General features: G+C 73.2%; 29 protein-coding genes. 9 read left to right on the forward strand and 20 right to left on the reverse strand.

The window, feature by feature from the left end; translation table 11 throughout:
* Nucleotides 1–87: 87 nt before the first annotated feature.
* From Sfr03f_RS23730 to Sfr03f_RS23750, 5 genes are all read right to left on the reverse strand, one after another.
* The gene (locus Sfr03f_RS23730) at nt 88–696 is read right to left on the reverse strand and encodes a GNAT family N-acetyltransferase (RefSeq protein ID WP_108956212.1); all 609 of its coding nucleotides are present in this window, start codon (nt 694–696) and stop codon (nt 88–90) included.
* A gap of 160 nt (nt 697–856) precedes the next feature.
* A complete protein-coding gene (locus Sfr03f_RS23735; RefSeq protein WP_108956054.1) occupies nt 857–1,702 on the reverse strand; it encodes a MetQ/NlpA family ABC transporter substrate-binding protein in 846 nt (281 codons plus the stop codon).
* Between the two features lie 131 nt (nt 1,703–1,833).
* On the reverse strand, nt 1,834–2,589 hold the full coding sequence (locus Sfr03f_RS23740; RefSeq protein WP_108956055.1) for a methionine ABC transporter permease: 756 nt from the start codon (nt 2,587–2,589) through the stop codon (nt 1,834–1,836).
* Nucleotides 2,586–3,668, reverse strand: coding sequence for a methionine ABC transporter ATP-binding protein (locus Sfr03f_RS23745; RefSeq protein WP_108956056.1), 1,083 nt, complete (start codon nt 3,666–3,668; stop codon nt 2,586–2,588). Before Sfr03f_RS23745 ends, Sfr03f_RS23740 begins: the two co-directional genes overlap by 4 nt.
* 397 nt (nt 3,669–4,065) lie before the next feature.
* Entirely contained in the window at nt 4,066–4,719 is a 654-nt protein-coding gene (locus Sfr03f_RS23750; protein ID WP_108956057.1) for an HAD-IA family hydrolase, read from the reverse strand.
* Nucleotides 4,720–4,863: 144 nt separating this feature from the next.
* Between Sfr03f_RS23750 and Sfr03f_RS23755 the strand changes: the two genes are divergently transcribed.
* Together Sfr03f_RS23755 and Sfr03f_RS23760 are read left to right on the forward strand one after the other, a co-directional pair.
* Complete coding sequence (locus Sfr03f_RS23755; RefSeq protein WP_108956058.1) at nt 4,864–5,223, forward strand: hypothetical protein; 360 nt, start codon at nt 4,864–4,866, stop codon at nt 5,221–5,223.
* 1 nt (nt 5,224) lies between these two features.
* Nucleotides 5,225–5,662, forward strand: coding sequence for a hypothetical protein (locus Sfr03f_RS23760; protein ID WP_108956059.1), 438 nt, complete (start codon nt 5,225–5,227; stop codon nt 5,660–5,662).
* A gap of 111 nt (nt 5,663–5,773) precedes the next feature.
* Here Sfr03f_RS23760 and Sfr03f_RS23765 read toward each other — a convergent pair whose 3' ends face one another.
* The 3 genes from Sfr03f_RS23765 to Sfr03f_RS23775 all read right to left on the reverse strand — a co-directional run bounded on the left by Sfr03f_RS23765 (nt 5,774) and on the right by Sfr03f_RS23775 (nt 8,244).
* On the reverse strand, nt 5,774–6,301 hold the full coding sequence (locus Sfr03f_RS23765) for a GNAT family N-acetyltransferase (protein WP_108956060.1): 528 nt from the start codon (nt 6,299–6,301) through the stop codon (nt 5,774–5,776).
* Between the two features lie 45 nt (nt 6,302–6,346).
* Nucleotides 6,347–6,856, reverse strand: a complete 510-nt coding sequence (locus Sfr03f_RS23770; protein WP_245967727.1) for a sigma-70 family RNA polymerase sigma factor — start codon at nt 6,854–6,856, stop codon at nt 6,347–6,349.
* Nucleotides 6,857–7,020: 164 nt separating this feature from the next.
* Complete coding sequence (locus Sfr03f_RS23775) at nt 7,021–8,244, reverse strand: glycerophosphodiester phosphodiesterase (RefSeq protein WP_108956061.1); 1,224 nt, start codon at nt 8,242–8,244, stop codon at nt 7,021–7,023.
* 278 nt (nt 8,245–8,522) lie between these two features.
* Between Sfr03f_RS23775 and Sfr03f_RS23780 the strand changes: the two genes are divergently transcribed.
* Complete coding sequence (locus Sfr03f_RS23780) at nt 8,523–9,212, forward strand: lysophospholipid acyltransferase family protein (RefSeq protein ID WP_108956062.1); 690 nt, start codon at nt 8,523–8,525, stop codon at nt 9,210–9,212.
* Between the two features lie 128 nt (nt 9,213–9,340).
* On the opposite strand, the gene argH is transcribed toward Sfr03f_RS23780, so the two are convergent.
* Entirely contained in the window at nt 9,341–10,771 is a 1,431-nt protein-coding gene (gene argH, locus Sfr03f_RS23785; RefSeq protein WP_108956214.1) for an argininosuccinate lyase, read from the reverse strand.
* A gap of 212 nt (nt 10,772–10,983) precedes the next feature.
* Here argH and Sfr03f_RS23790 point away from each other — a divergent pair, with 212 nt between their 5' ends.
* Nucleotides 10,984–11,571 (forward strand): pyridoxamine 5'-phosphate oxidase family protein, encoded by a 588-nt coding sequence (locus tag Sfr03f_RS23790; RefSeq protein ID WP_108956063.1) that lies wholly within the window; start codon nt 10,984–10,986, stop codon nt 11,569–11,571.
* A gap of 10 nt (nt 11,572–11,581) precedes the next feature.
* Entirely contained in the window at nt 11,582–12,286 is a 705-nt protein-coding gene (locus tag Sfr03f_RS23795; protein ID WP_108956064.1) for a L,D-transpeptidase family protein, read from the forward strand.
* A gap of 91 nt (nt 12,287–12,377) precedes the next feature.
* Here the strand turns inward: Sfr03f_RS23795 and Sfr03f_RS23800 are convergent, their stop codons facing one another.
* The 7 genes from Sfr03f_RS23800 to Sfr03f_RS23830 all read right to left on the reverse strand — a co-directional run bounded on the left by Sfr03f_RS23800 (nt 12,378) and on the right by Sfr03f_RS23830 (nt 19,653).
* Entirely contained in the window at nt 12,378–12,929 is a 552-nt protein-coding gene (locus tag Sfr03f_RS23800; protein ID WP_108956065.1) for an arginine repressor, read from the reverse strand.
* A gap of 70 nt (nt 12,930–12,999) precedes the next feature.
* Nucleotides 13,000–14,199 carry an acetylornithine transaminase gene (locus Sfr03f_RS23805; RefSeq protein ID WP_108956066.1) on the reverse strand — a complete coding sequence of 400 codons (1,200 nt, stop codon included), beginning with the start codon at nt 14,197–14,199 and terminating at the stop codon, nt 13,000–13,002.
* Nucleotides 14,196–15,143, reverse strand: coding sequence for an acetylglutamate kinase (gene argB, locus Sfr03f_RS23810; protein ID WP_108956067.1), 948 nt, complete (start codon nt 15,141–15,143; stop codon nt 14,196–14,198). The genes Sfr03f_RS23805 and argB overlap by 4 nt, the downstream gene beginning before the upstream one ends.
* Nucleotides 15,140–16,291 carry a bifunctional glutamate N-acetyltransferase/amino-acid acetyltransferase ArgJ gene (argJ, locus tag Sfr03f_RS23815; RefSeq protein WP_108956068.1) on the reverse strand — a complete coding sequence of 384 codons (1,152 nt, stop codon included), beginning with the start codon at nt 16,289–16,291 and terminating at the stop codon, nt 15,140–15,142. Before argJ ends, argB begins: the two co-directional genes overlap by 4 nt.
* 133 nt (nt 16,292–16,424) lie before the next feature.
* On the reverse strand, nt 16,425–17,453 hold the full coding sequence (gene argC / locus Sfr03f_RS23820) for an N-acetyl-gamma-glutamyl-phosphate reductase (RefSeq protein WP_108956069.1): 1,029 nt from the start codon (nt 17,451–17,453) through the stop codon (nt 16,425–16,427).
* Between the two features lie 260 nt (nt 17,454–17,713).
* Nucleotides 17,714–18,265: a PIN domain-containing protein gene (locus Sfr03f_RS23825; protein WP_108956070.1), complete on the reverse strand. Its 552-nt coding sequence runs from the start codon at nt 18,263–18,265 to the stop codon at nt 17,714–17,716.
* Nucleotides 18,262–19,653 (reverse strand): helix-turn-helix domain-containing protein, encoded by a 1,392-nt coding sequence (locus tag Sfr03f_RS23830; protein WP_108956071.1) that lies wholly within the window; start codon nt 19,651–19,653, stop codon nt 18,262–18,264. The genes Sfr03f_RS23825 and Sfr03f_RS23830 overlap by 4 nt, the downstream gene beginning before the upstream one ends.
* Nucleotides 19,654–19,753: 100 nt before the next feature.
* Here Sfr03f_RS23830 and Sfr03f_RS23835 point away from each other — a divergent pair, with 100 nt between their 5' ends.
* Nucleotides 19,754–20,578, forward strand: a complete 825-nt coding sequence (locus tag Sfr03f_RS23835) for an aminoglycoside 3'-phosphotransferase (protein ID WP_245967728.1) — start codon at nt 19,754–19,756, stop codon at nt 20,576–20,578.
* A 178-nt stretch (nt 20,579–20,756) separates the two neighbouring features.
* On the forward strand, nt 20,757–21,122 hold the full coding sequence (locus Sfr03f_RS23840) for a hypothetical protein (protein ID WP_108956073.1): 366 nt from the start codon (nt 20,757–20,759) through the stop codon (nt 21,120–21,122).
* A gap of 134 nt (nt 21,123–21,256) precedes the next feature.
* Here Sfr03f_RS23840 and Sfr03f_RS23845 read toward each other — a convergent pair whose 3' ends face one another.
* Nucleotides 21,257–21,718: a nuclear transport factor 2 family protein gene (locus Sfr03f_RS23845; RefSeq protein ID WP_108956074.1), complete on the reverse strand. Its 462-nt coding sequence runs from the start codon at nt 21,716–21,718 to the stop codon at nt 21,257–21,259.
* Between the two features lie 87 nt (nt 21,719–21,805).
* Between Sfr03f_RS23845 and Sfr03f_RS23850 the strand changes: the two genes are divergently transcribed.
* Nucleotides 21,806–22,453 (forward strand): TetR/AcrR family transcriptional regulator, encoded by a 648-nt coding sequence (locus tag Sfr03f_RS23850; protein ID WP_108956075.1) that lies wholly within the window; start codon nt 21,806–21,808, stop codon nt 22,451–22,453.
* On the opposite strand, the gene Sfr03f_RS23855 is transcribed toward Sfr03f_RS23850, so the two are convergent.
* The 3 genes from Sfr03f_RS23855 to Sfr03f_RS23865 all read right to left on the reverse strand — a co-directional run bounded on the left by Sfr03f_RS23855 (nt 22,396) and on the right by Sfr03f_RS23865 (nt 25,938).
* A complete protein-coding gene (locus Sfr03f_RS23855) occupies nt 22,396–22,962 on the reverse strand; it encodes a hypothetical protein (protein ID WP_108956076.1) in 567 nt (188 codons plus the stop codon). The two genes, Sfr03f_RS23850 and Sfr03f_RS23855, sit on opposite strands and share 58 nt — an antisense overlap.
* Before the next feature lie 365 nt (nt 22,963–23,327).
* On the reverse strand, nt 23,328–24,125 hold the full coding sequence (locus Sfr03f_RS23860; RefSeq protein ID WP_108956077.1) for a hypothetical protein: 798 nt from the start codon (nt 24,123–24,125) through the stop codon (nt 23,328–23,330).
* Nucleotides 24,126–24,201: 76 nt separating this feature from the next.
* Nucleotides 24,202–25,938: a hypothetical protein gene (locus Sfr03f_RS23865; RefSeq protein ID WP_108956078.1), complete on the reverse strand. Its 1,737-nt coding sequence runs from the start codon at nt 25,936–25,938 to the stop codon at nt 24,202–24,204.
* A 210-nt stretch (nt 25,939–26,148) separates the two neighbouring features.
* Here Sfr03f_RS23865 and Sfr03f_RS30385 point away from each other — a divergent pair, with 210 nt between their 5' ends.
* A complete protein-coding gene (locus Sfr03f_RS30385) occupies nt 26,149–26,589 on the forward strand; it encodes a DUF7878 domain-containing protein (protein WP_159105729.1) in 441 nt (146 codons plus the stop codon).
* The last annotated feature ends 46 nt before the right edge of the window (nt 26,590–26,635 follow it).

Raw genomic sequence — 26,635 nt, forward strand, 5'->3', positions numbered from 1 at the left:
GGTGGTGGGCGGTGCTGTCCGCGGGCGGTCGGGCGGGCCCTGTCGTGGGCGCGCTGTGAGGTTACCCCGCGGACGGGGGACCAAGGGTCAGTCCCAGTCCGCGTACTCGCCGGCGCCCTCGAAGTCCTCCGGGAGCAGGCTCCAGACGATGAGGTCGGTGCGTACGTCGCTCCACACGCCGGTGTCGTCCTTCGCCCGGGCTATGAAGGCGCCGCGCAGCACGCCCTCGCTGATGCAGCCGATCTTCTGCGCGACCTGCTGGGAGGCGGCGTTGTCGGCGGCGGTGCGCAGTTCCATGCGCTCGAACTTCTGGTCGCGGAAGAGCCACTGGGCGGCGGCCAGGACGGCCTCGGTGGCGTAGCCCTCGCCGCGTGCCCAGGGGGCGATCACGTAGGCGACCTCGGCGGAGCGGAGCCGCCAGTCGGTGTGGTGCAGGCGGAGCGTGCCGACCAGGCGCTGGGTGAGGAACTCGGTGACGGCCAGGACGATGCCGCGGCCCTCGGTGCGCTCGGCGGGGGCGCCCTCGGCGATCCAGCGCCGGGCGTGCTCCTCGGTGTAGGGGTGCGGGACGGAGGTCCAGGCGACGACCTGCTCGTCGTTCAGCATCTCGGTGTAGGCGGGGACGTCCGCCTCCTCGAGCGGACGCAGGACCAACCGCTCCGTGCTGATGGAGATGTCGGGGAAGGTGCCGTTCATGCGCCGCTCCGTGGTGTCGGGGAACCGTTCGGACCTGCTGAACTTTTCAGCATGCAGCATGAAATCACCGATCAGGACGGCGGGGTCCACTCCGGCGGCCGGAGTGGACCCCGCTTTCCTGACGGAGCGTCGGTCAGGACGTGTCGTCGTTCCGGAAGGGTCAGAACGAGGCGATGACGGAGCCGGCGTACTTGTCCTCGATGAACTTCTTCACCTCGGGGGAGGTGAGCAGCTTGGCGAGCTTCTTGACGCGGGGGTCGTCCTCGGAGCCCTCCTTGACGGCGAGGAAGTTGCCGTAGGGGTTGTTCTCCGCGGACTCCAGGACCAGGGCGTCCTCGGCGGGCTGCAGGTCGGACTCGATGGCGTAGTTGCCGTTGACGACGGCGGCGTCGACGTCGTCGAGGGAGCGCGGGGTCTGCGCGGCCTCGAGCTCCTTGAACTGGAGCTTCTTGGGGTTCTTGACGATGTCTGCGGGGGTGGCCGAGCTGTCGGCGCCCTTCTTGAGCTCGATCAGGCCGTTGTCGGCGAGGAGCTTGAGCGCGCGGGCCTCGTTCACCGTGTCGTTGGGGACGGCGATGGTGGCGCCGCTCTTCAGGTCGTCGGCGCTCTTGATCTTGTGCGAGTAGAGGCCGAGCGGCTCGAGGTGGACGGTGACGACCGGCGCGATGTGGGTGCCGTTTTTCTTGTTGAAGTCGTCGAGGTACGGCTGGTTCTGGAAGTAGTTGGCGTCGACCGACCCGTCCTCGGTGGCGGTGTTCGGAGTCACGTAGTCGGTGAACTCCTTGACCTCGAGGTCCAGACCGGCCTTCTCCGCCAGGTTGTCCTTGACGAAGGTGAGGATCTCCGCGTGGGGGACGGGGCTGGCGGCGACGACCAGCGGGTCGTCGGAGGAGGCGGCCTTGTCGTCACCGGAGCCGCCGCAGGCGGTCAGGCCCAGCGAGAGGGCTCCGGCGGTCAGGACGGCGGTGGCGACCTTGACGTTGAAAAGCTTGGCGGTGTTACGCACGAAAAGTGCCTTTCCGTTGCGGCACGCGGGGCGTGCCTGGTGGTGCTCCCCCGCGTCGGGTGGTGCGGGGAGGTCTGGGGGTGGGGCCGGCCGTGGAGCCGGCCCCGCTTCGGCCGTGGGGCCTGCCCGGCCTAGGCGGTCCTGCGGATCCCGGCGGCGTCGGTGGCCGTCGCGGTGTCGGGCTCCTTGGCCTTCAGCAGCCGCAGCCGTGGCGCGGGGCCGCCGCGTCCGCCGCGGCGGTGCAGGGCGCGGGCCCCGGCGTCGCCGGCGAACTGGATGAGGGCGATCACCACGGCGAGGACCGCCACGGTGACCCACATCAGCCCGGTCTCGAACCGCTGGTAGCCGTAGCGGATGGCGATGTCGCCGAGTCCGCCGGCGCCGACCGTGCCGGCCATCGCGGAGTAGCCGATGAGCGCGACGACGGTGGTGGTGGCGGAGGAGATCAGCGAGGGCAGCGCCTCGGGGACGAGGACCTTGCGGACGATCGTCCAGGTGTTGCCGCCCATCGCCTGCACGGCCTCGACCAGTCCGTGGTCGACCTCGCGGACGGCGGTCTCGACCAGGCGGGCGAAGAACGGGATGGCGCCGATGGCCAGCGGCACGATGGCGGCGTCGCGGCCGATGGTGGTGCCCGTGATCAGGCGGGTGAAGCTCATCAGCGCGACCATCAGGATGATGAACGGCAGCGAGCGGGCGATGTTGACGACCTGGCCGATCACCTTGTTGGCGACGACGTTCTGCAGCAGGCCGCCGCGGTCGGTGAGGACCAGCAGGACGCCCAGCGGCAGGCCGCCGACGATCGCGATCAGGGTGGACCAGCCGACCATGTACAGGGTGTCCCAGCTGGCCTGGCTGAGCAGCGGCTGCATTTCGGACCAGGTCACTTGGTCACTTCCTTCGCGTTGACGACGGCCTTCGCGTTGACGACGGCCTCCTCGTCGGGGTCGACGGCCTCTTCGTCGGGGTCGACGAGCTCGACCTGGAGGCCCTGCTCGCGCAGGAAGCCGACGGGAACGACGTTGTCCTCGTAGCGGCCGGGCAGTTCGATGCGCATCCGGCCGATCTGGGCGCCGCCGACGGTGTCGACCGCGGCGCCCAGGATGGAGACGTCCACGTTGTAGTTGCGGGCGAGCTGGGAGATGACCGGGCGGCCGGTGGACTCGCCGTGGAAGGTGATGTCCAGGACGGTGCCGGCCGGGCCGGAGGGGTCGCCGCCGACCGGGAAGAGCGCGGCGGCGAGCTGGGAGCCGGGGGTGGCGAGCAGTTCGCCGACGGTGCCGGACTCGACGACGCGGCCGCGCTCCATGAGGGCCGCGGAGTCGCAGACCGTCTTGACGACGTCCATCTCGTGGGTGATCAGCAGCACGGTCAGGCCGAGCTGCCGGTTGAGGTCGCGCAGCAGCTGGAGGATCGAGCGGGTGGTCTCCGGGTCGAGGGCGCTGGTCGCCTCGTCGGACAGGAGGACCTTGGGGTCGCCGGCCAGGGCGCGGGCGATGCCGACGCGCTGCTTCTGACCGCCGGAGAGCTGGGCCGGGTAGGCCTTGGCCTTGTCGGCGAGGCCGACCAGGTCGAGCAGTTCGAGGGCCTTGGCGGAGCGCTCGCGGCCGGAGCGGCCGAGGATCTCCAGGGGGAGCTCGACGTTCTCCTGCACGGTGCGCGAGGAGAGCAGGTTGAAGTGCTGGAAGACCATGCCGATGCGGCTGCGGGCCTGGCGCAGCGCCTTGGAGGCGCGGGGGCCGCGCCCGGCGAGGGCGGTGAGGTCCTGGCCGTCGACCGTGACCGTGCCGGAGGTGGGCCGCTCCAGGAGGTTGACGCAGCGGATAAGGGAGGACTTGCCGGCGCCGGACTGGCCGATGACGCCGAAGACCTCACCTTCGCGGACGTGGAGGTCGACGCCGTCGATGGCGGTGACCTCACGGCCGCCGGAGCGGTAGATCTTGGTCAGACCCGAGGTGGTGATCACAGGGGTTTCCGTCACTGTCGAGTGCCGGGGGCGCTGTGGCGCCCCGGTCACGGGTGCATTCGGTCGGACCGCGGCACGGCGCGTCGCTCCGGCTCCGGCCACAGCGGGGCGGCGGAGGGAGGACGGGGGATCCGTGGTGCGCGGGCGGCACGGTGAGGCCGCGGGGCTCGCTTCGGGGCGCGAGGCCAAACGTCTTGCAGGGGCCCTCTAACAGGCGCACATTCGACACAGACAACGAGCACCGGGCGTCGGGGTCGCCTCGGTCGCAGGGGTGGTGCGGCTCGTCGTGGTCATGGGCGCAAGTAAATCAGACGATCACAGGCAAGAGGGGCAGGGTGTCCGGCATGCGGACACCCTGTCCGGTCGGCGGCCGGGTAGGTGTCCGGTTCGACCCGGTTCAGGCGATGCGGGAGACCGCGATGCCGTCCGGCGTGACCTGGGCCGACAGGGCGGACAGGTCCGGGACCACCAGGTCGGCCTCCAGTTCGTGCGCCGGGTGGGTTGTGGCCAACGCCACCGTGCGCATGCCGGCCGCGCGGCCGGAGCGCAGGCCGGCGGGTGCGTCCTCGAAGACGAGGCAGCGGGACGGGTCGACGCCCAGCGCCTCGGCGGCGAGCAGGTAGGGCTCCGGATCGGGCTTGCCGCGGGTGATGTCGTCGGCGGCGACCAGGGTCGTGGCCGTGAGGCCGACCCAGGCGAGCCGGGCCTCGGCGAGCCGGCGGGAGGCGGAGGTGACGACGGCCCACCGGTCGGCGGGCAGACCGTGCAGGAACTCCCGGGTGCCGGGAAGCGCGGCCACTCCCCCGTGCGGGACGTCCTCCACCTCGATCTCCTCGATCCGGGCGACGGCGGCGGGCACCCGGTCGGCGGGCAGCAGGTCGGCGACTATCTCCGCGGCGGGGCGGCCGTGCAGCTCGATCGCACCGAACTGCTCGCGGGTGACGCCGTGCTCGTGGGCCCAGGCCGTCCAGGAGCGGGTGACGGAGTCCAGGGAGGACAGGAGCGTGCCGTCGTTGTCGAACAGCAGGGCGTCGGCGTGGAGGATCGTCATGCCCGTGACCCTAGCCAAGGCCCCGGGGCGGCCTCGCGGGGCCGCCCCGGGCGCTCGCGCGCGGGCCCGGAGGGCGGGGGCGAGCGGGCCCGGAGGGCGGGGGCGGGCGACGGGGGGACATTCCTCCCGTAATACAGTCTCCGCATGCTCGTAGCCCTGACCGTGGCGACCGCCGTGGCCGCACTCCTCCTCGCCGCCTGGTGCGGCTGGGCCGCCTGGCGCGACCAGCCGACCAAGGACTGGCACTTCATCGGCATGGGTGTGGTCGCGCTGCTGGCCACCGTGCAGCTGGTGGTCGGTGTGGTGCAGCTGGCCCGCGGCGAGAAGCCGGAGCAGGGCACGGTGATCTACGTGGCCTACCTGCTCGGCGCCTTCGCCTGCGTGCCGGCGGCGGGCTTCATGTCGCTGGCCGAGCGCACCCGCTGGGGTTCGCTCACGGTGGCGGCGGGCGGTTTCGTCCTGGCCGTGCTGCAGGTGCGGCTCTACGACATCTGGGGAGCCTGAGATGGAGCCGGAGCGCACGACCGCACCCCGCCGGAGGCTGATCTCCGGGCCGGGCGTCCTCCTGGTGTGGCTGTACGGCGTGATGGTGGTCGGAGCGGTGTCCCGCTCGGCCTACCAGATCTCCACCGAGTTCGACCGGGCGCCGCTGGCCTACTCGCTGTCGGCGCTGGCCGGTGTGGTCTACGGCTTCATCACCTACACGCTGGTGCGCGGCGGCGAGCGGGCCCGGCGGGCGGCGGTGGTGTGCTGCGCCGCCGAGCTGCTCGGTGTCCTGGTGGTGGGCGCCTGGACGCTGGCCGACCCCGGGGCGTTCCCGGACGCGACGGTCTGGTCGGACTTCGGGATGGGCTACCTCTTCATCCCGGTGCTGCTGCCGGTGACCGCCCTGTACTGGCTGGTCCGGGGCGCCGCCGGGGACCGCTGGACCGTCACGGCGTAGACCGCCGCCGGGTTGTCCCCACCCGGACGGCGGTCAGGCCGTCGCCACGCGGACCGCGGCCAGGCCCTCACGGCGCGGACCGCGGTCAGGCCGTCACGGCGTGGACCGCGGTCAGGCCGTCGCCGCGTAGACGGCCGTCCCGGCGTCCGGGTCCTGGCCCACGGCCGCCGTCCGCTCGAGGACGATCCGCGGGATGCCGTCGGGCCCCTCGGCGCGGCCGGTGGCCCGGTAGCCGAGGCGGCGGTAGAGCCGCAGCCCGGGCTCGCTGCGGTTGCCGGCGCTCAGCCGGAAGGCCGCCACCTGGGAGCTCTCGGTCACCGCGGCCTCGGCGGCGCGCAGCAGCCGGGCGCCGATGCCGTGGCCCTGCAGGCGGGGGTGGACGCACAGTCCGTCGATCTCGCCCGCGCCGTCGGCGGTCACCCGGCCGTAGACGGCGCCGATCACCTCCTCGCCCAGGCGGGCCACGCAGACGATGCCCGAGGCGATCTCCGCGCGGACGTCGGCGAGGGCCTCCGTCAGCGGGCCCAGGCGGTGGTCGCCGTAGATCACGGCCTCGCTCTGGAAGCACAGATACCTGAGCCGGAAGATCTGCTCGGCGTCCTGCTCGGTCGCCCTGGAGATGGTCACGCTCATGCCCATGTGTGCATGCCTCCCGCTCACTTGCTCACCAGTGGTCCATCACACCTATCCCCGCCTCGGACGCGGCGCAACCTCCGGACCGAGCAGCCGCCGCAGACATCCCAGACATCGGGAGCGTTCCGGTCCGAGACTGCCCTGTGAGATACCCAACTCCCGGGCGATCTCCCGGTAGGTGAGGTCGCGCGGCGAGAAGAGCGCGGTGAGCAGCCGGGGGCAGCGGCCGGGCAGCCGCCGGACGGCGTCCTGCAGGGTGCGGCGGCGGGCCGAGGCCAGGGCCAGCTGCTCGGGACCGGGCCACGTCTCGTCTGCCGGGTCGCGGCGCAGGGCGCGTTCCCGGTGTGCGGCGCGGCGGACGGCGCGGGCCTCGGCGCGTACCGCCCCGCGCACCCAGCGGGCGGGGTCGTGCGGCGGGTCGGCCCGCTGGAGGCGTTCCAGGAGCCGGAGCCATACGGCCTGTTCCAGGTCCCGCGCCTCGGCTCCGGCGGCGACGGCCTCGGCCGCGGCCTCGGCGGCCAGCAGGGGGCGCAGCCGGGCCACCATGTCGTGCGGCTTCATACGCTCTCAGGACGGCGGTCCGGCGGCGGCGGTTGCCGCCCGAGGACCGATTTCACCCGGGGGAAGGCCCCCGGGTGCGCCCGGTTGACGCCGGTCGCACCCGGGGGCTCCGAGGCCGTGGGCCGTCACCCGCCGGGTGGACGGTCGGCCGGGCGGCCGGCGGGTCAGCGTGCCGCGCGCCAGAGCTCGCGGGCCAGCAGGCCGGTGTCGGGCTGGTCGGTGAAGACGCCGTCGATGCCCGTGTCGAAGTAGACGCTGAAGGCCGCGAGCGCGTCGCCGTAGGCGTCGGGCTCCCCGCCGCGGCGGAAGTCCGCCGGGAGGAACGGGTTCTCGTTGCGCATCGTGTACGGGTGGAGCACCAGGCCCGCCCGGTGCGCGTCGGCGACCAGGGTGGTCGGCGAGGTCAGCTTCCCGGCCGCGTCACGCGGGACGATCAGGTCGAGGGTGGGTCCGATGCCGTCCGCGAAGGTGGCGATCCAGGCGAGGCCCTGCGGGGTGATCAGGTCGGAGACCTTGCGCGGGTCGCCCTGCTGCTGGAGGTCCCAGGGGCGCGTGCCCGCCGAGGACAGCAGCACGGCGAGCGGGTTGTCGACCAGTTCGCGCATCCTGCGGATGCTGGTCGGCTCGAAGGACTGCAGGAGCACGGGCGAGGTGCGGCGGTGCTTGCCGTGCCGCCGCAGCACCTTGGCGAGACGTTCCTCCAGCGGCAGGCCCTGCTCGCGGAAGTAGGTGGGGTGCTTGAGTTCCGGGTAGACGAAGACCGGCCTGCCGCGCCTGCGGGTCTGCTCGTCCTGCCAGCGCAGCACCTCCTCGAAGGTGGGGATCTCCCACACGCCGTCGTAGAGGGTGTTGTGCGGGCGGTTGGCCGGCACGCGCTCCTTGGCGCGCAGGGTCTTCAGCTCGGCCAGCGTGAAGTCCTCGGCGAACCAGCCGGTGGTGGGGACGCCGTCCAGCGACTTGGTGGTGCGGCGGCCGGCGAACTCGGGATGGGCGGCGACGTCGGTGGTGCCGCCGATCTCGGGCTCGTGGCGGCACACCAGGTGGCCGTCCTTGGTGATCACCAGGTCGCCGGCCTCGACGATGTCCGCGCCCATGTCCAGGGCGAGCTGGTACGCGCCGAGGGTGTGCTCGGGGCGGTAGCCGCTGGCGCCCCGGTGGGCGATCACGGCGGGCTTCGGCAGCCCGGCAAGGCCCCGGCCGCGCCCCGCGTCTCCCTCGGCGGCCACCGCGGCGCCGCCCGTCCCCAGCGCGGCCGCGGAGGCGCCCAGCAGCGCGGCCCCCAGCACGGCCCGCCGTCCGGCGCCCCGGGCGGGCCCGCCGGAGGCCGCCGCCGGGCCTGCGGCTTCCGCCGGTCCTGCGGGTCCTGCGGGTCCTTCGCATCTCGCCATCGGTGCTCCCTCGTGAGATCAGGGACAACAGGTCGGCCGGATCGTAGGTGCGCGTCCGTGACGGTTGAAGGTCCCCGGAACGACGGGGCGGAAAACAGCGGGTGTCCGCTCGGGCTCGTGCCGTGTTCCACCCGTGTGACGTACCGATGTCGCATCCAGCCGGTCAGGTGACGCGAGGTCAACAGTGTGCAACGGACCCGTCAAGCGGATGTGCGCCGTGGGCATCCGCGCGAGTATCGTCCTCACCTGCACGGACTCGTCCGTTTCCGTCGGACCCCTTGACATGGGAGGGCTCGTTGTCCCGCTTCGCGCTCATCAAGGCAGTGCTCGGACCGATCATGCGCCTGATGTTCCGCCCGCGCGTCGAAGGCGCGGAGAACATTCCCGGGACGGGAGCGGTGATCCTGGCCGGAAACCACCTCACCTTCATCGACTCCATCGTGCTCCCCCTGGTCACCGACCGGCAGGTCCTCTTCATCGGCAAGGACGAGTACGTCACCGGCAAGGGGATCAAGGGCCGCCTGATGGCCTGGTTCTTCACCGGCGTCGGCATGATCCCGGTCGACCGTGACGGTGCGAACGGCGGCGTGGCGGCCCTGATGACGGGCCGGCGGGTGCTGGAGGAGGGCAAGGTCTTCGGCATCTACCCGGAGGGCACCCGCTCCCCCGACGGCCGCCTCTACCGGGGCCGCACCGGCATCGCGCGGCTGACCCTGATGACCGGCGCGCCGGTGGTGCCGTTCGCCATGATCGGCACGGACAAGCTGCAGCCCGGCGGCAACGGCATCCCGCGGCCCGGCCGGGTCACGGTGCGGTTCGGCGAGCCGATGGAGTTCTCCCGCTACGAGGGCATGGACCGCGACCGGTACGTGCTGCGGGCGGTCACCGACTCGGTCATGACCGAGGTCATGCGGCTGTCGGGCCAGGAGTACGTCGACATGTACGCCACCAAGGCCAAGGCGGCCTGACGGGAGCCGCCTTCCGATGCGGGAGCCGCCTTCCCGTTCGGGAGGCGTCTTCCCGTTCCCCCGCACGGCTTCGGCCCCGTCCCGCTGACGTCAGCGGGACGGGGCCGAAGCCGTGCGGGGGCGTGGGATCAGCCGCGGTGGGCGGCGGCCCAGGCGTGCTGGGCGGCGACGTTCTGCTTGACCTCGGCGAGCTGGACGGCGACCGCGCTCGGGGCGGTGCCGCCGCGGCCGTCGCGGGAGGCCAGGGCGCCGGGGACGTTCAGGACGGTCCGCACCTCGGGGGTGAGGTGCTCGCTGATCTTGGCGAACTGCTCGTCGGTCAGCTCGTCGAGCTCCTTGCCGTCCGCCTCCGCGGCCTTCACGCACTCCCCGGCCACCTCGTGCGCGACCCGGAACGGCACACCCTGCTTGACCAGCCACTCCGCGATGTCGGTGGCCAGCGAGAACCCGGCCGGGGCCAGCTCCTCCATCCGCTCACGGTGCACGGTGAGGGTGGCCATCATGCCGGTGAAGGCGGGGAGCAGGACCTCGAGCTGGTCGATGGAGTCGAAGACCGGCTCCTTGTCCTCCTGCAGGTCGCGGTTGTACGCGAGCGGGAGGGCCTTGAGGGTGGCCATCAGCCCCGTGAGGTTGCCGATCAGCCGGCCGGACTTGCCGCGCGCCAGCTCGGCGATGTCCGGGTTCTTCTTCTGCGGCATGATCGAGGAGCCGGTGGAGAAGGCGTCGTGCAGGGTGACGAAGGAGAACTCCTTCGTGTTCCAGATGATGATCTCCTCGGCGATCCGGGAGACGTTGACGCCGATCATCGCGGTGATGAACGCGAATTCCGCGACGAAGTCCCGCGAGGCGGTGCCGTCGATGGAGTTGGCCACGGAGCCGTGCTCGAAGCCGAGGTCCTTGGCGACCGCCTCCGGGTCGAGGCCGAGCGAGGACCCGGCCAGCGCGCCCGAGCCGTAGGGGGAGACGGCGGTGCGCTCGTCCCACTGCCGCAGCCGCTCGGCGTCCCGGGTGAGGGCCTGGACGTGGGCCAGCACGTGGTGCGCGAAGAGCACCGGCTGGGCGTGCTGCAGGTGGGTGCGGCCGGGCATGGCGACGTCCGGGTGGGCCTCGGCGAGGCCGATCAGCGCGTCCTGGAGGTCGGCGATCAGCCCGCCGACGATCCGCGCGTGGTCGCGCAGGTACATCCGGAACAGCGTGGCGACCTGGTCGTTGCGGGACCGGCCGGCGCGCAGCTTGCCGCCGAGGTCCGGGCCGAGCCGCTCCAGCAGCCCGCGCTCGAGTGCGGTGTGGACGTCCTCGTCGGCGATGGTGCCCACGAAGGCGCCGGAGGCGACGTCCTGCTCGAGCTGGTCGAGCCCGGCGGTCATGCGCTCGAGCTCGTCGGCGGTGAGCAGTCCGGCCTGGTGCAGCACACGGGCGTGGGCGCGGGAGCCCGCGATGTCGTAGGGCGCCAGCCGCCAGTCGAAGTGGACCGACGCCGAGAGCTTCGCCAGCGCCTCGGCGGGACCGTCGGCGAACCGGCCGCCCCAGAGGCGGACGTCACCGCTGTTGCTGCTCACTTGCTGCTCCTCGTTGCCGAAGGCCGATGGGGTGCGACCGGCGTGACCCGTCGCCGCACCGTCGTTCTGCATGATTATGCATTGCTCCGCATGAATCGTCAATCCGCACCTCCGGTGGCGTCGCCACCGCCGGCGGCCCGGTCCGTCGTGCCGCCGCGTCCACACCTCGGAACTCCCGTACGCCGCGGACGACTTCGCAGGAGGATGGCCGCATGGGTAAGTCATACGACCGGATCGACGACCGGCTCCGCGCTTTCATCGAGGCTCAGCCCGTCTTCTTCACCGCCACCGCTCCGCTCGCCGCCGATGGCACGGTGAACCTGTCCCCCAAGGGCCTCAAGGGGTCCCTGGCCGTGCTGGACGACCACACCGTCGCGTACCTCGACTTCGCCGGGTCGAACGCCGAGACCGTGGCGCACCTGCGTGAGAACGGGCGGATCACCCTGATGTGGTGCGCCTGGCAGGGCCCGCCGACCGTGCTGCGGGTGCACGGTACCGGTGAGGCCGTCTTCCGCGACGATCCCCGCTTCCCGGAGCTGCTCGCGCACTTCCCGGACATCGAGCCCGGCGATCACGGGCTGCGGGCGATCGTCGTGGTGACCGCCCGGACGGTGCGGGACGCCTGCGGGTACGCCGTCCCGTACATGAGCTACGAGAGCGACCGGGAGCTGCACGGGAAGCGGTTCTCGCGGGACGACGACGATTCGCTGAGCGCGTACTTCGCCAAGAAGGACCACATCGCGACCAGCATCGACGGCCTGCCCGGCGTGCCGCTCCCGCTGCCTCCGGTGGCTCGCTGACGATGGGCACATGCGCCTGCGCCCCGGTGTCGCCGCGATCGCCCTGTGCCTGCCCCTGCTCGCCGCCCAGGCCGCGCCGGGCCCTCCCCCGCCGCTGCCCGCGCGGATGGCGGACACCGGCGGCGGGTCCCAGCTGATCACCGCGGAGGCGGCGACCGCCGGCAGCACCACCGGCACGCTCACCTGGTGGGACCGCACTCCCGCCGGCTGGACGCGGGCCGGGTCGGCGCCCGCCCGGTTCGGGGCGAACGGGCCGGCCGACGGGGCGACCCGCCGGCAGGGCACCGCCACCACGCCCACCGGCCTGTACGACCTGCCGTTCGCCTTCGGCGTCAAGCCCGCTCCCGCGGACGTGCGCGTGCGGTACCGGCGGGTGGGGCCCGACTCCTGGTGGTGCCAGGACAACGACTCGCGCGCCTACAACCGCTGGAGCGAGCCGCTGGCCGCGGACTGCCGGCCCGGCGAGGCCGAGCACCTGATCGCCTACCGCGAGCAGTACGCGCACGCCCTGGTGATCGGCTTCAACTACCGCCGGCCGGTGCGGGAGCGCGGCGCGGGCATCTTCCTGCACGTGCACGGCCGCGGCGCGACGGCCGGCTGCGTCTCCGTGCCGGCCGACGCGATGCGCCGCGTCCTGCGCTGGACCGACCCGGCCCGCGACCCGCACATCGCCATCGGCACGGCGGACGGGCCGACGGCGATCACGCGGTACTGAGCGGCCGCCGGGCGAACCGGGACGGCAGCCGGGCGAACCGGGACGGCAGCCGGGCGAACCGGGTCGACCGCCGGGCGTGCCCGGCGCGCTGTCAGGGGGTGGTCCGGCGGCTGTTCTGGGCCAGCGACAGCAGGTGGTCGGCGAGCGCCTGGCCGCCGGTGGGCTCCCGGCTGATCAGCAGCAGGGTGTCGTCGCCGGCGATGGTGCCCAGGATGTCGTGCAGCTCCGCCTGGTCGATGGCCGAGGCGAGGAACTGGGCGGCCCCGGGAGGGGTGCGCAGGACCACGAGGTTGGCGGAGGCCTCCGCGGAGATCAGCAGCTCCCCGGAGAGCCGCCGCATCCGCTCCTCCTTGGCGGACTCCCCCAGCGGCGCGCGCGGGGTGCGGAAGCCGCCCTCGCTGGGCACCGCGTAGATCAGTTCGCCGTCGGTGTTGCGGATCTTCACCGCGTTCAGCTCGTCGAGGTCCCGGGAGAGTGTCGCCTGGGTGACGCTCAGCCCGTCGTCGGCGAGCAGCTTGGCGAGCTGGCTCTGCGAGCGCACCGGCTGCCGGTTGAGGATGTCGACGATCCGGCGGTGCCGGGCGGTGCGGGTCTGCGGCACGGCGGGCCCGCCCTGCTGCTCGTGGTCCTGCGCCTGACTCATCGTGTTCTTCGTCTCCGGATCCGGTTCGTCCGCCCCTCGGCGGTTGTTCCGCCCTCGGCGGTTCTTCCGCCTAGCGGGTCGTGGCGTCGGCCGTCGCGGCGGCCGTGGCGAGGATGCCGGGGAGCGCCTGGAGGAAGGCGTCCGTCTCCGCGTCGCTCAGGGTCAGCGGGGGCATCAGCCGCACGACGTCGGGGGCGGGCGCGTTCACCAGGAACCCGGCCTCCTGGGCCGCCTGTTGCACGCGGGGTGCGAGCGGCCCGGTGAGCACGATACCCAGCAGCAGCCCCTCGCCCCGGACGTGGGAGACCGCCGCGTCTCCGAGCGCCTCGATCCCGGTGACCAGACGCTCGCTCTGCCGCTTGACGTTGTCGAGCAGTCCGTCGGCGGCGATGGTGTCCAGGACGGCGAGGCCGGCCGCGCAGGCGACCGGGTTGCCGCCGAACGTGGTGCCGTGGTGGCCGGGCAGGAACAGCTCGGCGGCGCGGCCGAAGGCGACGACGGCGCCGAGCGGCAGACCGCCGCCGAGGCCCTTGGCCAGCGTGACCACGTCGGGCAGCACGCCCTCGTGGGCCTGGTAGGCGAACCAGTGGCCGGTGCGGCCGACGCCGGTCTGGACCTCGTCGAGGACCAGCAGCGCGCCGTTCGCGGCGGTGATGGCCCGGGCGGCCTTGAGGTAGCCGGCCGGGGGCACCACCACGCCGTTCTCGCCCTGCACCGGCTCGATGATCACCATGGCGGTGTCCTCGGTGACGGCGGCCGCGAGGGCCTGCGCGTCGCCGTAGGGCACGTGGGTGACGTCGCCGGGCAGCGGGAGGAAGGGTTCCCGCTTGCCGGGCTGGCCGGTGAGGGCCAGCGCGCCCATGGTGCGGCCGTGGAAGCCGCCCTCGGTGGCCACCACGTGGCCGCGGCCGGTGAGCCGGCCGAGCTTGAAGGCGGCTTCGTTGGCCTCGGTGCCGGAGTTGCAGAAGAAGACCCGGCCGGCCCGCCCGAACAGCTCGAGCAGACGCTCGGCGAGGGCCACGGTGGGCTCGGCGGCGAAGAAGTTGGAGATGTGGCCCAGCGAGGCGATCTGCCGGGACACCGCCTCGACGATCGCCGGGTGGGCGTGGCCGAGGGCGTTGACGGCGATGCCTCCGACGAAGTCGAGGTACTCCTTGCCGTCGGCGTCCCAGACCCTGGCGCCCTCGCCGCGGGTGAGCGCCAGCCGGGGGGTGCCGTAGTTGTTCATCAGGGCGCCGTTCCAGCGCTCCTTCAGTTCGGTGTCGCTCACGACTGCCCCTCCTCGTCGGCGACGACGGGTCCGTCCGGCACGACCATCGTGCCGATGCCCTCGTCGGTGAAGATCTCCAGCAGGATCGAGTGCTGGACCCGGCCGTCGATGACGCGGGCGTTGCCGACGCCGTTGCGCACGGCGTGCAGGCAGCCCTCCATCTTCGGCACCATGCCGGCGGAAAGCTCCGGCAGGAGTTTCTCGAGCTCGCTCGCGGTGAGGCGGCTGATCACCTCGTCGCTGTTCGGCCAGTCCTCGTAGAGGCCCTCGACGTCGGTGAGGACCATGAGGGTTTCCGCGTCGAGCGCCGCAGCGAGTGCCGCAGCCGCCGTATCAGCATTGACGTTGTAGACATGTCCGTCGTCCTGGGAACGGGCGATCGAGGAGACGACCGGGATGCGGCCGTCCGCCAGCAGCGCCTCGACGGCGCCGGTGTCGATCGCGGTGATCTCTCCGACCCGGCCGATGTCGACGAGTTCGCCGTCGATCTCGGCCAGGTGCTTGGTGGCGGTCAGGGTGTGGGCGTCCTCGCCGGTGAGGCCGACGGCGAGCGGGCCGTGCTGGTTGAGCAGGCCGACCAGTTCGCGCTGGACCTGCCCGGCGAGCACCATCCGGACCACGTCCATGGCCTCCTCGGTGGTGACCCGCAGACCGGCCTTGAACTCGCTGACGATGCCGTGCCGGTCGAGCGCGGCGCTGATCTGCGGGCCGCCGCCGTGCACGACGACCGGCTTGAGGCCGGCGTGGTGCAGGAAGACGACGTCCTGCGCGAAGGCAGCCTTGAGCTGCTCGTCGACCATGGCGTTGCCGCCGAACTTGATGACGACGGTCTTCCCGCGGTGGCGGGTCAGCCAGGGCAGCGCCTCGATGAGGATCTGCGCCTTGGGCAGGGCGGTGTGCCGACGGGTGGGCCCGCTGCTGTTCTTCTTCTCGGCTGTCGTCATGAGGAGTACGCGCTGTTCTCGTGGACGTAGTCGGCGGTGAGGTCGTTGGTCCAGATGGTGGCGGTCTCGTCGCCGGCCGCGAGGTCGGCGACGATGTGCACCTCGCGGTAGCGCATGTCGACCAGTTCGCGGTCCTCACCGACGCCGCCGCCCTTGCAGACCCAGACGCCGTTGATGGCGACGTTGAGCCGGTCGGGTTCGAAGGCGGCGCTCGTGGTACCGATGGCGGAGAGGACCCTGCCCCAGTTGGGGTCCTCCCCGTGGATGGCGCACTTGAGGAGGTTGTTGCGGGCGATGGAGCGGCCGACCTCGACGGCGTCGGCCTCGGTGGCGGCGTTGACCACCTCCACCTTGATGTCCTTGCTGGCGCCCTCGGCGTCCTGGATCAGCTGCTGGCCGAGGTCGTCGCAGACGGCGCGGACGGCGGCGGCGAACTCCGCCTCGTCGGGGGTGACTCCGGAGGCGCCGGAGGCGAGCAGCAGCACGGTGTCGTTGGTGGACATGCAGCCGTCGGAGTCGACGCGGTCGAAGGTGACGCGGGTGGCGTCGCGCAGGGCCTTGTCGAGGACGGCGGAGTCGAGGTCGGCGTCCGTGGTGATCACGACGAGCATGGTGGCCAGACCCGGGGCGAGCATGCCCGCGCCCTTGGCCATGCCGCCGACCGTCCAGCCGTCGCCGACGGCCACCGAGGTCTTGTGCACGGTGTCGGTGGTCTTGATGGCGATGGCGGCCTTCTCGCCGCCGTGCTCGGAGAGGCGGCCGGCGGCCGTCTCCACTCCGGGCAGCAGCTTGTCCATCGGGAGCAGCACGCCGATCAGGCCGGTCGAGCAGACCGCGACCTGGGCGGCGTTGAGGCCGAGGACCTCGGCGGCCTTCTCCGCGGTGGCGTGCGTGTCCTGGAAGCCCTTCGGTCCGGTGCAGGCGTTGGCGCCACCGGAGTTGAGGACGACGGCGGACACCTCGCCGCCCCTGAGGACCTGTTCGGACCACAGCACCGGTGCGGCCTTGACGCGGTTGGAGGTGAAGACACCCGCGGCGGCCAGGCGGGGGCCGTTGTTGACGACCAGGGCGAGGTCGGGGTTGCCGTTCTCCTTGATCCCGGCGGCGATGCCCGCCGCCGTGAATCCCTTGGCTGCCGTGACGCTCACTGCATCTCCTCGTTGGCTTCTCCGCCCGTGCGGTGCAGCGGTGCGGCCGTGGTGGTCTGCGGCCCGGCGGCCGCGCGGACTCCCCCAGCTGCCGCTGGGCGGTGCCCGCGGCTCACGGGGCGGTGCCCGCGGCTCACGGGGCGACTCCGATCGTGGAAAGTCCGGTGGTCTCGTCCAGGCCCAGGGCGATGTTCATGCTCTGCACGGCGCCGCCCGCGGTGCCCTTGGTGAGGTTGTCGACGGCGGCGACGGCGATCAGGCGACCGGTGGCCTCGTCGTACGCGACCTGCACCTGCACCGCGTTGGAGCCGACGACCGATCCGGTGGCCGGCCACTGCCCCTCGGGGAGCAGGTGGACGAACGGCTCGTCCGCGTACGCCTTCGCGTAGGCGTCCCGCACCGTCTCGGCGGTGACGCCCGGCTTCGCCTTGGCGCTGCAGGTGGCGAGGATGCCGCGCGGCATGGGCGCGAGCATCGGCGTGAACGAGACGCTCACCCGCTCCCCGGCGGCGGCGCTGAGGTTCTGGATCATCTCCGGCGTGTGCCGGTGGCCGCCGCCGACGCCGTAGGGCGACATGGAGCCCATGACCTCGCTGCCCAGCAGGTGCGGCTTGGCGGCCTTGCCGGCGCCGGAGGTGCCGGAGGCGGCGACGATCACGGCCTCCGGCTCGGCCAGGGCGGCGGCGTACGCCGGGAACAGCGCGAGCGAGACGGCGGTCGGGTAGCAACCGGGCACCGCGACACGCTTGGACCCCTCCAGCGCGGCGCGGGCGCCCGGCAGTTCGGGCAGGCCGTAGGGCCAGGTGCCGGCGTGGGCGCTGCCGTAGAAGCGCTCCCAGTCGGCGGCGTCCTTCAGCCGGAAGTCCGCGCCCACGTCGATCACCAACAAGTCGGGGCCGAGCTGCTCGGCGACCGGCGCGGACTGGCCGTGCGGCAGCGCGAGGAACACGACGTCGTGCCCGGCGAGCACGTCGGGGGTGGTCGCCTCCAGCACCCTGTCGGCCAGCGGCAGCAGGTGCGGCTGCAGCGCGCCGAGCGGCTGCCCCGCGTTGGAGTTCCCGGTCAGCGCGCCGATCTCCACCTCGGGGTGCGCCAGCAGCAGCCTCAGCAGCTCTCCGCCCGCGTATCCACTCGCTCCGGCAACCGCCGCTCGTACCGTCATGGGTCCTCCCTATCGATGGCACGACTATACGGTGACGCGCATTTTTATGCAATGAGGTGATCCGGGAGTGGACGCGGGGTGTGGTGTGTCGGCCGGATCTGCGGGGCTCGACCGCCACGGGGAGGAGGCGTGGCGTGACGGTCGGCGCATGACCCGCACCGGACCGGACCGGACCTCACCGGACCGGATCGGATCGGATCGGATCGGGCGGGATCGGATCGGAGGTGCCGGTGCAGGGTCCGTCGGGTCCGTCAGGTCCGTCAGCCGCCGAGCAGGTCCTCCGGGCGGAGGGGGATGCCGCGGAGGTGGCGGCCGCGTTCGCGCATGGTGACGAGGAGGCGGTGCCCCTCGGCGGCGGGGACGAGGCCGCGGGCGATCGCCTCGCGCATCACGCCCACGGTGTCCAGCACCCGGATGCCCCGGCGGCGGGCGTAGCGGCCCGCGTCGGCGTCGTCGGTGATCCACACGGCGGTGCGGAACTCCCGCCGGGACTCGATGACGGCCAGCGTCTCCGCCTCGCCGAGGTGCTGCAGCGGCCGGTGCGCCAGGCCGCCGAAGACCACGCGCCGCAGTCGCTCGACCAGCACCTGTTCGGCCTCGCCGTCGACCTCGATCGGTTCGCCCAGCCATCCCGCCCCGTCGACCAGCCCGCCGAGGGCCGGGAGGTGGACGGCCGACCGCCGCGCCTCGTAAGCGACGGCCTGGGTCCAGCGGCCCCGGTCGTCCAGGACCTTCTCCAGTAACGCGAGCCGGTCCACCGCCGCGAAGCTGCACAGGACCGTGTTGTCGGGGAACCACCAAGGTCTGCTCATGGCTGGAAGACGAGGTCGCCCTTCTCCTCGGCGGGCAGGGCCGCGACCGGCGGCTCCGGGGCCAGCTGCTCGCGCAGGACGTCGGCCTCCCGGTCCAGGTAGGCGGCGAGCGGCCGCAGCGTGGTCTCGGCCGCTTCATACGCGTCGTAGAGGCGGCGGGCGGGGCCGGACGGGACGCGCTCGGCGACGGCGGAGGCCGTGCGGTCCTGCAGCCGGCCGGCCTCGCCGACGAGGAGGTGGCACTGCTCGGTCGTCATCCCGCGCAGGGTCCTGCGCCCCTCGCCGGAGATCACGCCGAGCTGGTGGAGGCGGGCGGCCAGCGCGCTGGGCGAGACCTGGAACCGCACGACCAGCGCGGCCCGCGTCGCCTCGGACAGGTCGGCGGTTCCGACGGGCCCGTCGGAGCCGTCGGGGCCGACCGTCCTGGGCAGGTGCCCGGCCTTCTCCACCGCGAGCCCCACCTCCCGCTCCGGCATCAGAAAGCCGGCGGCGAAGACGTTGGCGCGGACCTCGTCGTAGTTCTTCTGGTGGCCCGGCGCCAGATGCCGCTCCGCCAGCGGCTGTTGGGCGTCGCGGGCGAGCACGTGACCCAGCTCGTGGGCGAGGGTGAAGCGCTGGCGCGTCCACCGGTCGGTGCGGGCGAGGAGGACAAGACGGAACGCGTCGGTGTGCCAGGCGACGCCGTCCACCCCTCCTGGCAGGCCCACTTGGGCGACGTCGACCCCGAAGACCTGGTCGACGACGTCGACCAGCTGGGGGGTGTCCAGCTCCGCCACCGAGGCCACCCCGTGGGACTCCAGCAGGGCCAGGGCTTCCCGGGCCAGCGCCTCACCCTGGTCGACAAACCGCTCCACGCCCTTCGGTGGCGCGGGCAGCTCCGGCAAGGGGCGGCCGCGGCCGAGGGCCTCGAGCACCTCGTAGGCGCCGGTGAAGCGGCGCAGCAGGGACTCGAGCGAGGCGTCGGAGCGGCTGTCCGCCACCGCCGCATTGCCGCCGGTGCCGCCGGTGCCCTCGGTGCCCTCGGTGCCGGCGATTCCACCGGTTCCGCTCGTTCCACCGGTCCGTGCGGCCGGATGCGCAGTCGGGGGCGCGGTAGGGACGCTCCGCCCCTGCCCCGCTGCCCCTGCCGTCCTCGCCGCTGCGGCCGCCCCGGTCGTCCTCGCGGCGAAGCTCGGCCGGAGCGGTTCGCGGCCGCTGAGCAGCCAGTCGACCGTCGTGTCGCCGAACTCCGCGACGCGGGCGAGGTCCAGCGAGGTGAAGCGGCGAACTCCGTTGAGAGACTTGGACAGTTTGTCCGCGGTCAGCCCGACCCGCTGCGCGAACGCCGCCTGGCTGAGGGACGCCGCGTCCATGACTTTGCGTACCCGGTCGTGCACAGACTCGTCCATATGTCGACGCTAGACCCGCGTTGCGAAAATCGCAATGCCCCTTTCGGGCGGCCTTCCGGGCGGCCTTCCACCCGGCGCCGTCCGCGGTCAAGATGGAGGCGTGATCGCCGCTCCTCCCGACGAACCCGTCGAGCCTCCGCCCGCCGTCGCCGCGCTGGCCGGCGGACGGCCGGTCCGGGCGGTGTGGCGCAACCTGCTCGGCGGACTGACCTTCCGGATCGGAGGCGAGGCGGCCGACAAAGACTCCAACGACCCTCCGCGCTTCGCCAAGTGGGCTCCCGCCGGCAGCGGGCTGGACCTGCGGGCCGAGGCGGTCCGGCTGCGCTGGGCCGCCCCATACACCGCCGTGCCGCCCGTACTTGCGGATGGCGGGGACGCCACGGGAACCTGGCTGCTCACCCGGGGGCTGCCCGGTACGTCCGCCGTGGACGAGCGGTGGACGACGGACCCATCGACCGCGGTCCACGCCGTAGGCGCCGGGCTGCGCGCCCTGCACGACGCCCTCCCGGTCGCGGACTGCCCGTTCGACTGGTCGGTGGAGCGCCGGCTGGCCAGGGCCCGCGCCCGCGTGGCGTCGGGCGTCGTGGACCCCGCCGCCTGGCCGGTGGAGCTCCGCCACCTGGGCACCGTGCAACGCGCGATGCGCCTGCTGGAGGACCCGCCCCCGGTCGACCGCCGGGTCGTCTGCCACGGCGACGCCTGCGCCCCCAACACGCTGGTCGGTGACGACGGCGAGCCCGTCGGCCACGTCGATCTCGGCGCCCTCGGCGTGGCCGACCGCTGGGCCGACCTCGCCGTCGCCACGTGGAGCACCCGGTGGAACTACGGTCCGGGGTGGGAGGAAGTTCTGCTCGCCGCCTACGGCGTCGAGGCGGACCCGGAGCGGATCACCTATTACCGGGTGCTGTGGGAGCTGACCGGCTGACCGCCACGGCCCGGCCGTGCGTCGCCGCAGACGGCGTGGCCCTCACCTCGCCCTTTCGGCCAGGGTTGAAAGGCGTGGCCGCCGGCTCCTCCTCGCGCACAGACTCTCCCTGGTCGTTCCGGGCTCCAGCTCCCGGAACGCTTCCCAGGACGTCGATACGGTCGATACGGAGGAAGACATGGCGAAGCGCGCGATGGTGAAGATGGCCGCCCTGGCGATCGGGGCCGCCTCCCTGGCGGGGGTGATGCCGGCGTCGGCCTCGGCCTCCCCGCAGTCCGTACAGCTGTGCCAGGACTCCGGCGCAGCGCTGAAGTACAAGTACTACACGTCGAGCGGCACCATCGCGACGTGGAGCAAGACCTGTAGCGGCAGCTACTCGCTCAACTCCGGCGGGTACAGCATCTACGCGGGCGGCTGGTCGGGTTACGTCTACTTCAGCGACGGCACCTCCAGCGACTTCTGCGACGGGGAGACCCGGTACCTGGGCGGCAGGCGGGTCGTCAAGATCTACATGGCCGCGGCCAAGATCGAGGAGTGCGTGTAGGACCGCAGGGCCCGGGTGCCCCCGCGCCCGCCGTGCCGTGACGTGAACGCGCGGCACGGCGGCCCGTCGTCCGCCGGGGCCCGGCCGTCCGGGCCTCGGCGGGCGGACGCGGGGCACCTGAGCCCCACGGGAGGCTAGGCGAGGGGGATGTCGACCCCGTGCTCCTCCACGGCCCGGGATCCGCGGATGCGCCGGTCCGCCTCCGCGATGGCGAGGTCGTTGATGCTCGCCTCCCGCCGCCGCATCAGCCCGCGCACGTCGAACTCCCAGAGCTCGTTGCCGTAGCTGCGCCACCACCGGCCTTCCGCGTCGTGCCACTCGTACTGGAAGCGCACCGCGATCCGGTCACCGTCGAAGGCCCACAGGCTCTTGCGCAGTGCGTAGTCGAGCTCGCGCTCCCACTTGCGCGTCAGGAAGGCGACGATCTCCTCCCGGCCCCGCACGAACTCGTCCCGGTTCCGCCAGACCGAGTCCGGCGTGTACGCCGAGGCCACGCGCCGCGGATCGCGGGTGTTCCAGGCGTCCTCGGCGGCCTGGACCTTTCGCAGGGCGGTCTCCCGTGTGAACGGCGGGTAGGGCGGTCGATCGTCGGTCACGCCAGCCTCCTCCATGTGGAGAACGTGCGTTCTCCACGTCTCGCCGCCTAAGGTAGAGAACGCCCGTTCTCGACGCAAGGAGTTCCGATGCCCGCCCCGCTCACCGAGGAGCAGAACCGCCGCGCCCGCGAGGACCTGCTGGACGCGGCGGAGAGGCTGTTCTACGAACGGGGCATCCAGGCGGTGGGCATGGACCAGGTCCGGGCGGCCTCCGACCTCCCCCTGAAGCGGATCTACCGTCTCTTCCCCACCAAGGAGGACCTGGTGGTGGCGATGCTGCGGCGCCGCGACCGGCGCTGGCGGGAGAGCCTGACCGTCAGCGTGGAGCAGGTCGCCGATCCCCGGGCACGCGTCCTGGCGGTCTTCGACTGGCTGGCCGGCTGGTTCGCCGAGCCCGGCTTCCGGGGCTGCGCCTGGATCAACGCCCACGGAGAGCTCGGCTCCTCCTCCCCCGCCGTGCTGGCCGAAGTCCGTTCCCACAAGCGGGCGTTCCGCGCACAGCTCGCCGAGTGGGCGCTCGCAGCGGGCGTGCCGGCCGCCGCCGACGCGGTTTTCCTGCTGGCCGAGGGCGCCGTGGTCACCGCGGGCATCGCCGGGGACCCGGCGCCGGCCCGTCAGGCACGGTCGGCCGCGGCGGCGCTGCTGGCTCAGCAGGGCGGCGTTCAGCAGTGCGGCGTTCAGCAGGGCGGCGAGACGACGGACCCGTCCGGTTCCGCCCCGGCCTCGATCTCGTAGACCTGCCCCGACGCGAAAGCGGGCCCCGGGTCCACGTCGTGCGAACGGCGGATCTCCTCCACGGTGGTGAAGTACAGCGTGACGACCCGCGCGCTCCCGTCGCCACCCTTGGTGAAGCACACGTCCCGGTGTTGTCCCGTGGAGCCCGGTGGGGGCGCGGGCAGGTCCATCGGCGGGGCGACGGAGGGCTCAGGGTTCGCGACGTACGTCCACCCCTCCGCGCGGGCCACCCGGCGGTAGTGGGCGACCACCTCCTCCGCCGTACCGGGGTGGACGAACAGCCGTCGCGCCGAGAGCCACGCGTCACCGCTGTCGTCCGAGCACGAGGAGTACCCCCCGGCCTCTCCCCCGGCCGCCCTCGCGCCCGGCGGCGGCGAGGCCAGCAGCGGCGTCTCCTCCAGCTCCCGCATCAGGCTCCCCGTCCCCTCACAGCCCTCGAACGGGGACAGCGCGGAACACCCCACCGGCCCGCCGGCGAGCAGGACCACGGACAGCACCACGGTGGCCACGCGACCGACAGCGGCGGGAGGAAGCACCGGTCGCCGAGGCCTTGCCCTCACCGCCGGGCGGACGGCACCGGATGTCGCTGCCATACCGGTCGGCGTGGGGTCGTCCACGAGGGTCCGCACGCCCTCCGCCGTCAAGGCCCGCAGCGGGCACACGGCGTCTGCGACGCGCGCCTCGCCGTCACCCGTTCCCCTGGCCGACGGTTCCGCGCGTAGGCGGCGTCGGTGAACGGTCGGGACGAGGCGCATGCTTCACGATTCCCTTCGTCACCGTGGGCGGGTCCGCGCACGCTATCCGTGCACCTGGCTCGTGAGCAACGCGACAATCACGCCGGCATCGTCGCAGACACGCCGCCTACCACGGCCCGTCAGTGGGCCCAGGGCAGGCGGAGGGCCTCCAGTTCGGGATCGTGGAGTACCGCTTCGACGAGGCTCGGTGGGCCGGCGACCTTGGTGCCCCACAGGTCGTAGTCGGTGCACAGGACCCAGGAGTGGTCGGCCGCCCAGAGGTTGGACGGGCTGAAGTCGGCTTCGGGGCAGTCGTACAGGGCCTCCGCGTCGCCGAGCCGGCCCGCGCGGACGTCGAGGGTGTCGAAGTCGCCGCGCGTCAGGGGGCTGTAGTAGGCGAGGCAGGGGGTGTCGGGGCCGACGGGGCTGTGGTCGGTGAGGACGGCGATCAGCCGGGTCCAGGTCTCGCGGTCCAGGCTTCCCTCGGTCGGTGGGACGACGCCGAGTGGCCAACTGCCGCCCTTCTTGGCCGAGGGGAAGCAGCGGAAGCACGGCAGCACCCCTTCGGGCACGACCGGATCGCCGGTCCGCCGGGCCAGTTCGGCCCAGCGCAGGCGTCGCCGGCCGGGGCCCGGGTGCCGGGCGCGGCCCAGTCCACCACCCGTGACGATCGTTTCGGCGTCGAGGTCGACGTCCCCCACGACGTGCCGCTGGACGCTCCCGTCCGCCGGCCTGGCCCGGTGGTGGTCGTCGTGCGAGACCTCGCCGGGCCCGCTCTGGTGCTCGTACATGGCGTTGAGCACCCACACCGCGTCGGGCATCGCCGGAGGCATGAAGCCGGTGAGGCCGTCGCCGCACAGCTCCCGCAGCCAGTCGGCGGCCCCGGGCGGAGCGGGCGGCCACCACCGGCTCGCCAGGAGGCCAGGTTCTTCGGGCATGCGCCCATCGTCGCAGGTCAGGCTGGTTGCTCCCCGGGGAGGGTCACTGTCGGCGCGCGGGTCCGTGCACCTGCCGTCAGGGCCTCGTCCCACTCGTCCCGCTCGTCCCCTGACGCGGTGGCCGGAGTGACGGAAAGGGCGCCCCGAACGGCGTGACGTCCGGGCGGGCGGTCATGGACGGCATGGACCCCGCCGGCCCCGGCCTCCACACCCCCGGGCCCGCCACCCGCCGCACAGGGGTGGAGGCGGGGGCCCCGCAGCAGCGGCAGGAGTCGGCCCGGTTCAGGCGGTGCCACTCCAGGAGGTCCAGGACGCGGGCGCGAACCCTCTCGTGACGGCTGTGGAGTTGCCCGCGCAACAGTGCGGCGCTCTCACGCATGCCGGTGAGGGCGGTGGCCCGCACGGCGGGGTCCGGGTCGTCGGCGAAGGGGAGCAGCGCCGTGTCGGGGAGGGCACGGAGCATCCGCAGCGCCGACAGCGCGCGGGCGCGCACCGCGGGGTCCGGGTGGCGGGTGAGCGGGTGGAGCAGGTCGGCGTCCTCCTGGTGCCCCTGCTCCGCGAGCCCGATGACCGCGGGCGGCACGACGGCCGCCGGGTCGGCGCACAGGGCACGGTAGTGGGCACGGGGATCACCGCCGGCCGCACGCAGGTCCCGGCACGCCGTCGCGCGGACGGCGGCGGAGAGGTCGGTCAGGTACCGGGACACCTCGTCTCCGCGGCCGGCGTCGCGGAGCCGTCCGACGGCGGCGGCGCGCACGTACGTGTCGCGGGCGGCGAGGAGGCGGTCGAGGTGGGCGTGCGCGTCGGGGTGGGCGAGGAGTGCGTCGCAGCCGTGCCGCCGCAACTTCCGGTACGCGTGGCCGACGGCCGTGTCGGCCAGGTCCGGGGCCCGCAGGAGGCCGGCCCGGACCGCCCACGCGAACGTCTCCAGGCGGACGCCGTACGCGCGCTCGGTGTCCAGGTGTCGCAGCAGCCAGGACCGGGCGTCGTCGACGGCCGTCCGCTGTCCGGACGTGAGCGCCAGGTCCGCCGCCGTGCGGACGGCCCACCGGCGCACGCTCTCGTCCGGGTGCTGCGCGGCGAGGGCCCAGAGTTCGGCCGTGGTGAGCTGTCCGTGAGCGGCGGCCGCGCGCAGCCCGGCGAGGCGGGAGCCGTGGCCCCCGTTCGCGGCTTGTACGAGGGCCTCGGCCGGCGGCCCGCCGAGGGGGCCGAGTATCGCGTCCCGTGCCCAGTGGCCGCGTGCCCGCGCCCCCATCAGCACGGCGAGCAGCGCCAGTTCGCGGAGTTCTGCCTCGCTGGCCTCGCGAAGACGCGGGGCGAGGGCGGCTCGGGCGAGGTCGCGCACCCGCTCGTCGGCGTCCGCGCTGCGGATCAGGACGAGCGGCACGACGAGCCGCGCCACGGGCTCGGGCAGGGCCCGCGCCTCGACGAGGGCGAGCGCCGCCGCGCGCATGCGGGGGTCCGCGTGGGCGAGGCAGAGAACGATCTCCGACTCGGTGGGCGGCACGCTCCAGGAGGGGCCCTCGGGACGCGCACCGTTGCCCGTGTCGGGGCCGGGCGCCTGCCAGTACGGAGCCCGGGACCAGTCGGCCGTCTCCCGCTCGTCGACGCGCGGGAAGCCGACCCGGATCCGGTTGTGCCGTGTCCGGCCGCGGTCCGTCACGGTGGAGGTGCCCCGGTGGACGTCCCCGTCGAGGCGCAGCCAGTCGCCGGCTTGCCGGCAGGCGCCGACCGCCGCCTCCACCCGCCGCCCGAGAAGCAGTCGCCGGGCAGGGGTGTACAGCTGTGTGGGGCCGAGCCGGTACGTACGCATGGACAGACTGTAGGTCCCGTCCCCACCTGCCTCACCAGCGGTTTCTCCACTGTCGTCGATCACGACGCCGCGTGTCGCGTCTCCGCCACTCCGTCCGCGTGCCGTCCCGTGCGCGATGCGTATTCCCCGTGGAGACACCGGCGCGGCTTGGTAGGTTCCGGCCCTAGGTGACCTGCGCATGCGCGGGCTTGCAAGCTCGGGGAGGGCCGGATGCCGATGGAGTTGGCGCACGAGAACGTGGGAATGCCGGATCTGTACCGCCGAGGACTCCGGCCCGGGACGGCGGGCCTCGAGGTGCTGCTCGTGGACATCGAGGCCGATCTGGTCATCCGGGACGGCAGCCAGGTCGTGCTCGCGGAAGGGTACTTCCCCGTGGCCGAGTTGGCGCGGGAGCTGGCGCTCTGGCTTCGCCGGCCGGACGGTGAGCGGGGTGACTTCGCCTTCGACTCGATGTCCTACCCGGACGTGGGTGAGGTGCGGATCGCGGCGTCGCCCGAAGGGTGGCGCGTCGGGTCGGTCTCCACCCCGGACACCTGGACCTCGCCCGTCGCATGGGATGTTCTGGTGGCGGAGGTCGGGCGGTTCGTGGCGGCCGTGCGCGACGACGTGAAGGCGATGGGCGTGCGGCCCGGCCTGATCCCCGGACCCTGAGGCCGGGTCCGGTGCGGCTCGCGCCGCCGCGGCCGGCGACCTGTGC

It is taken from the genome of Streptomyces fragilis, assembly GCF_003112515.1.
Taxonomy (GTDB): domain Bacteria; phylum Actinomycetota; class Actinomycetes; order Streptomycetales; family Streptomycetaceae; genus Streptomyces; species Streptomyces fragilis.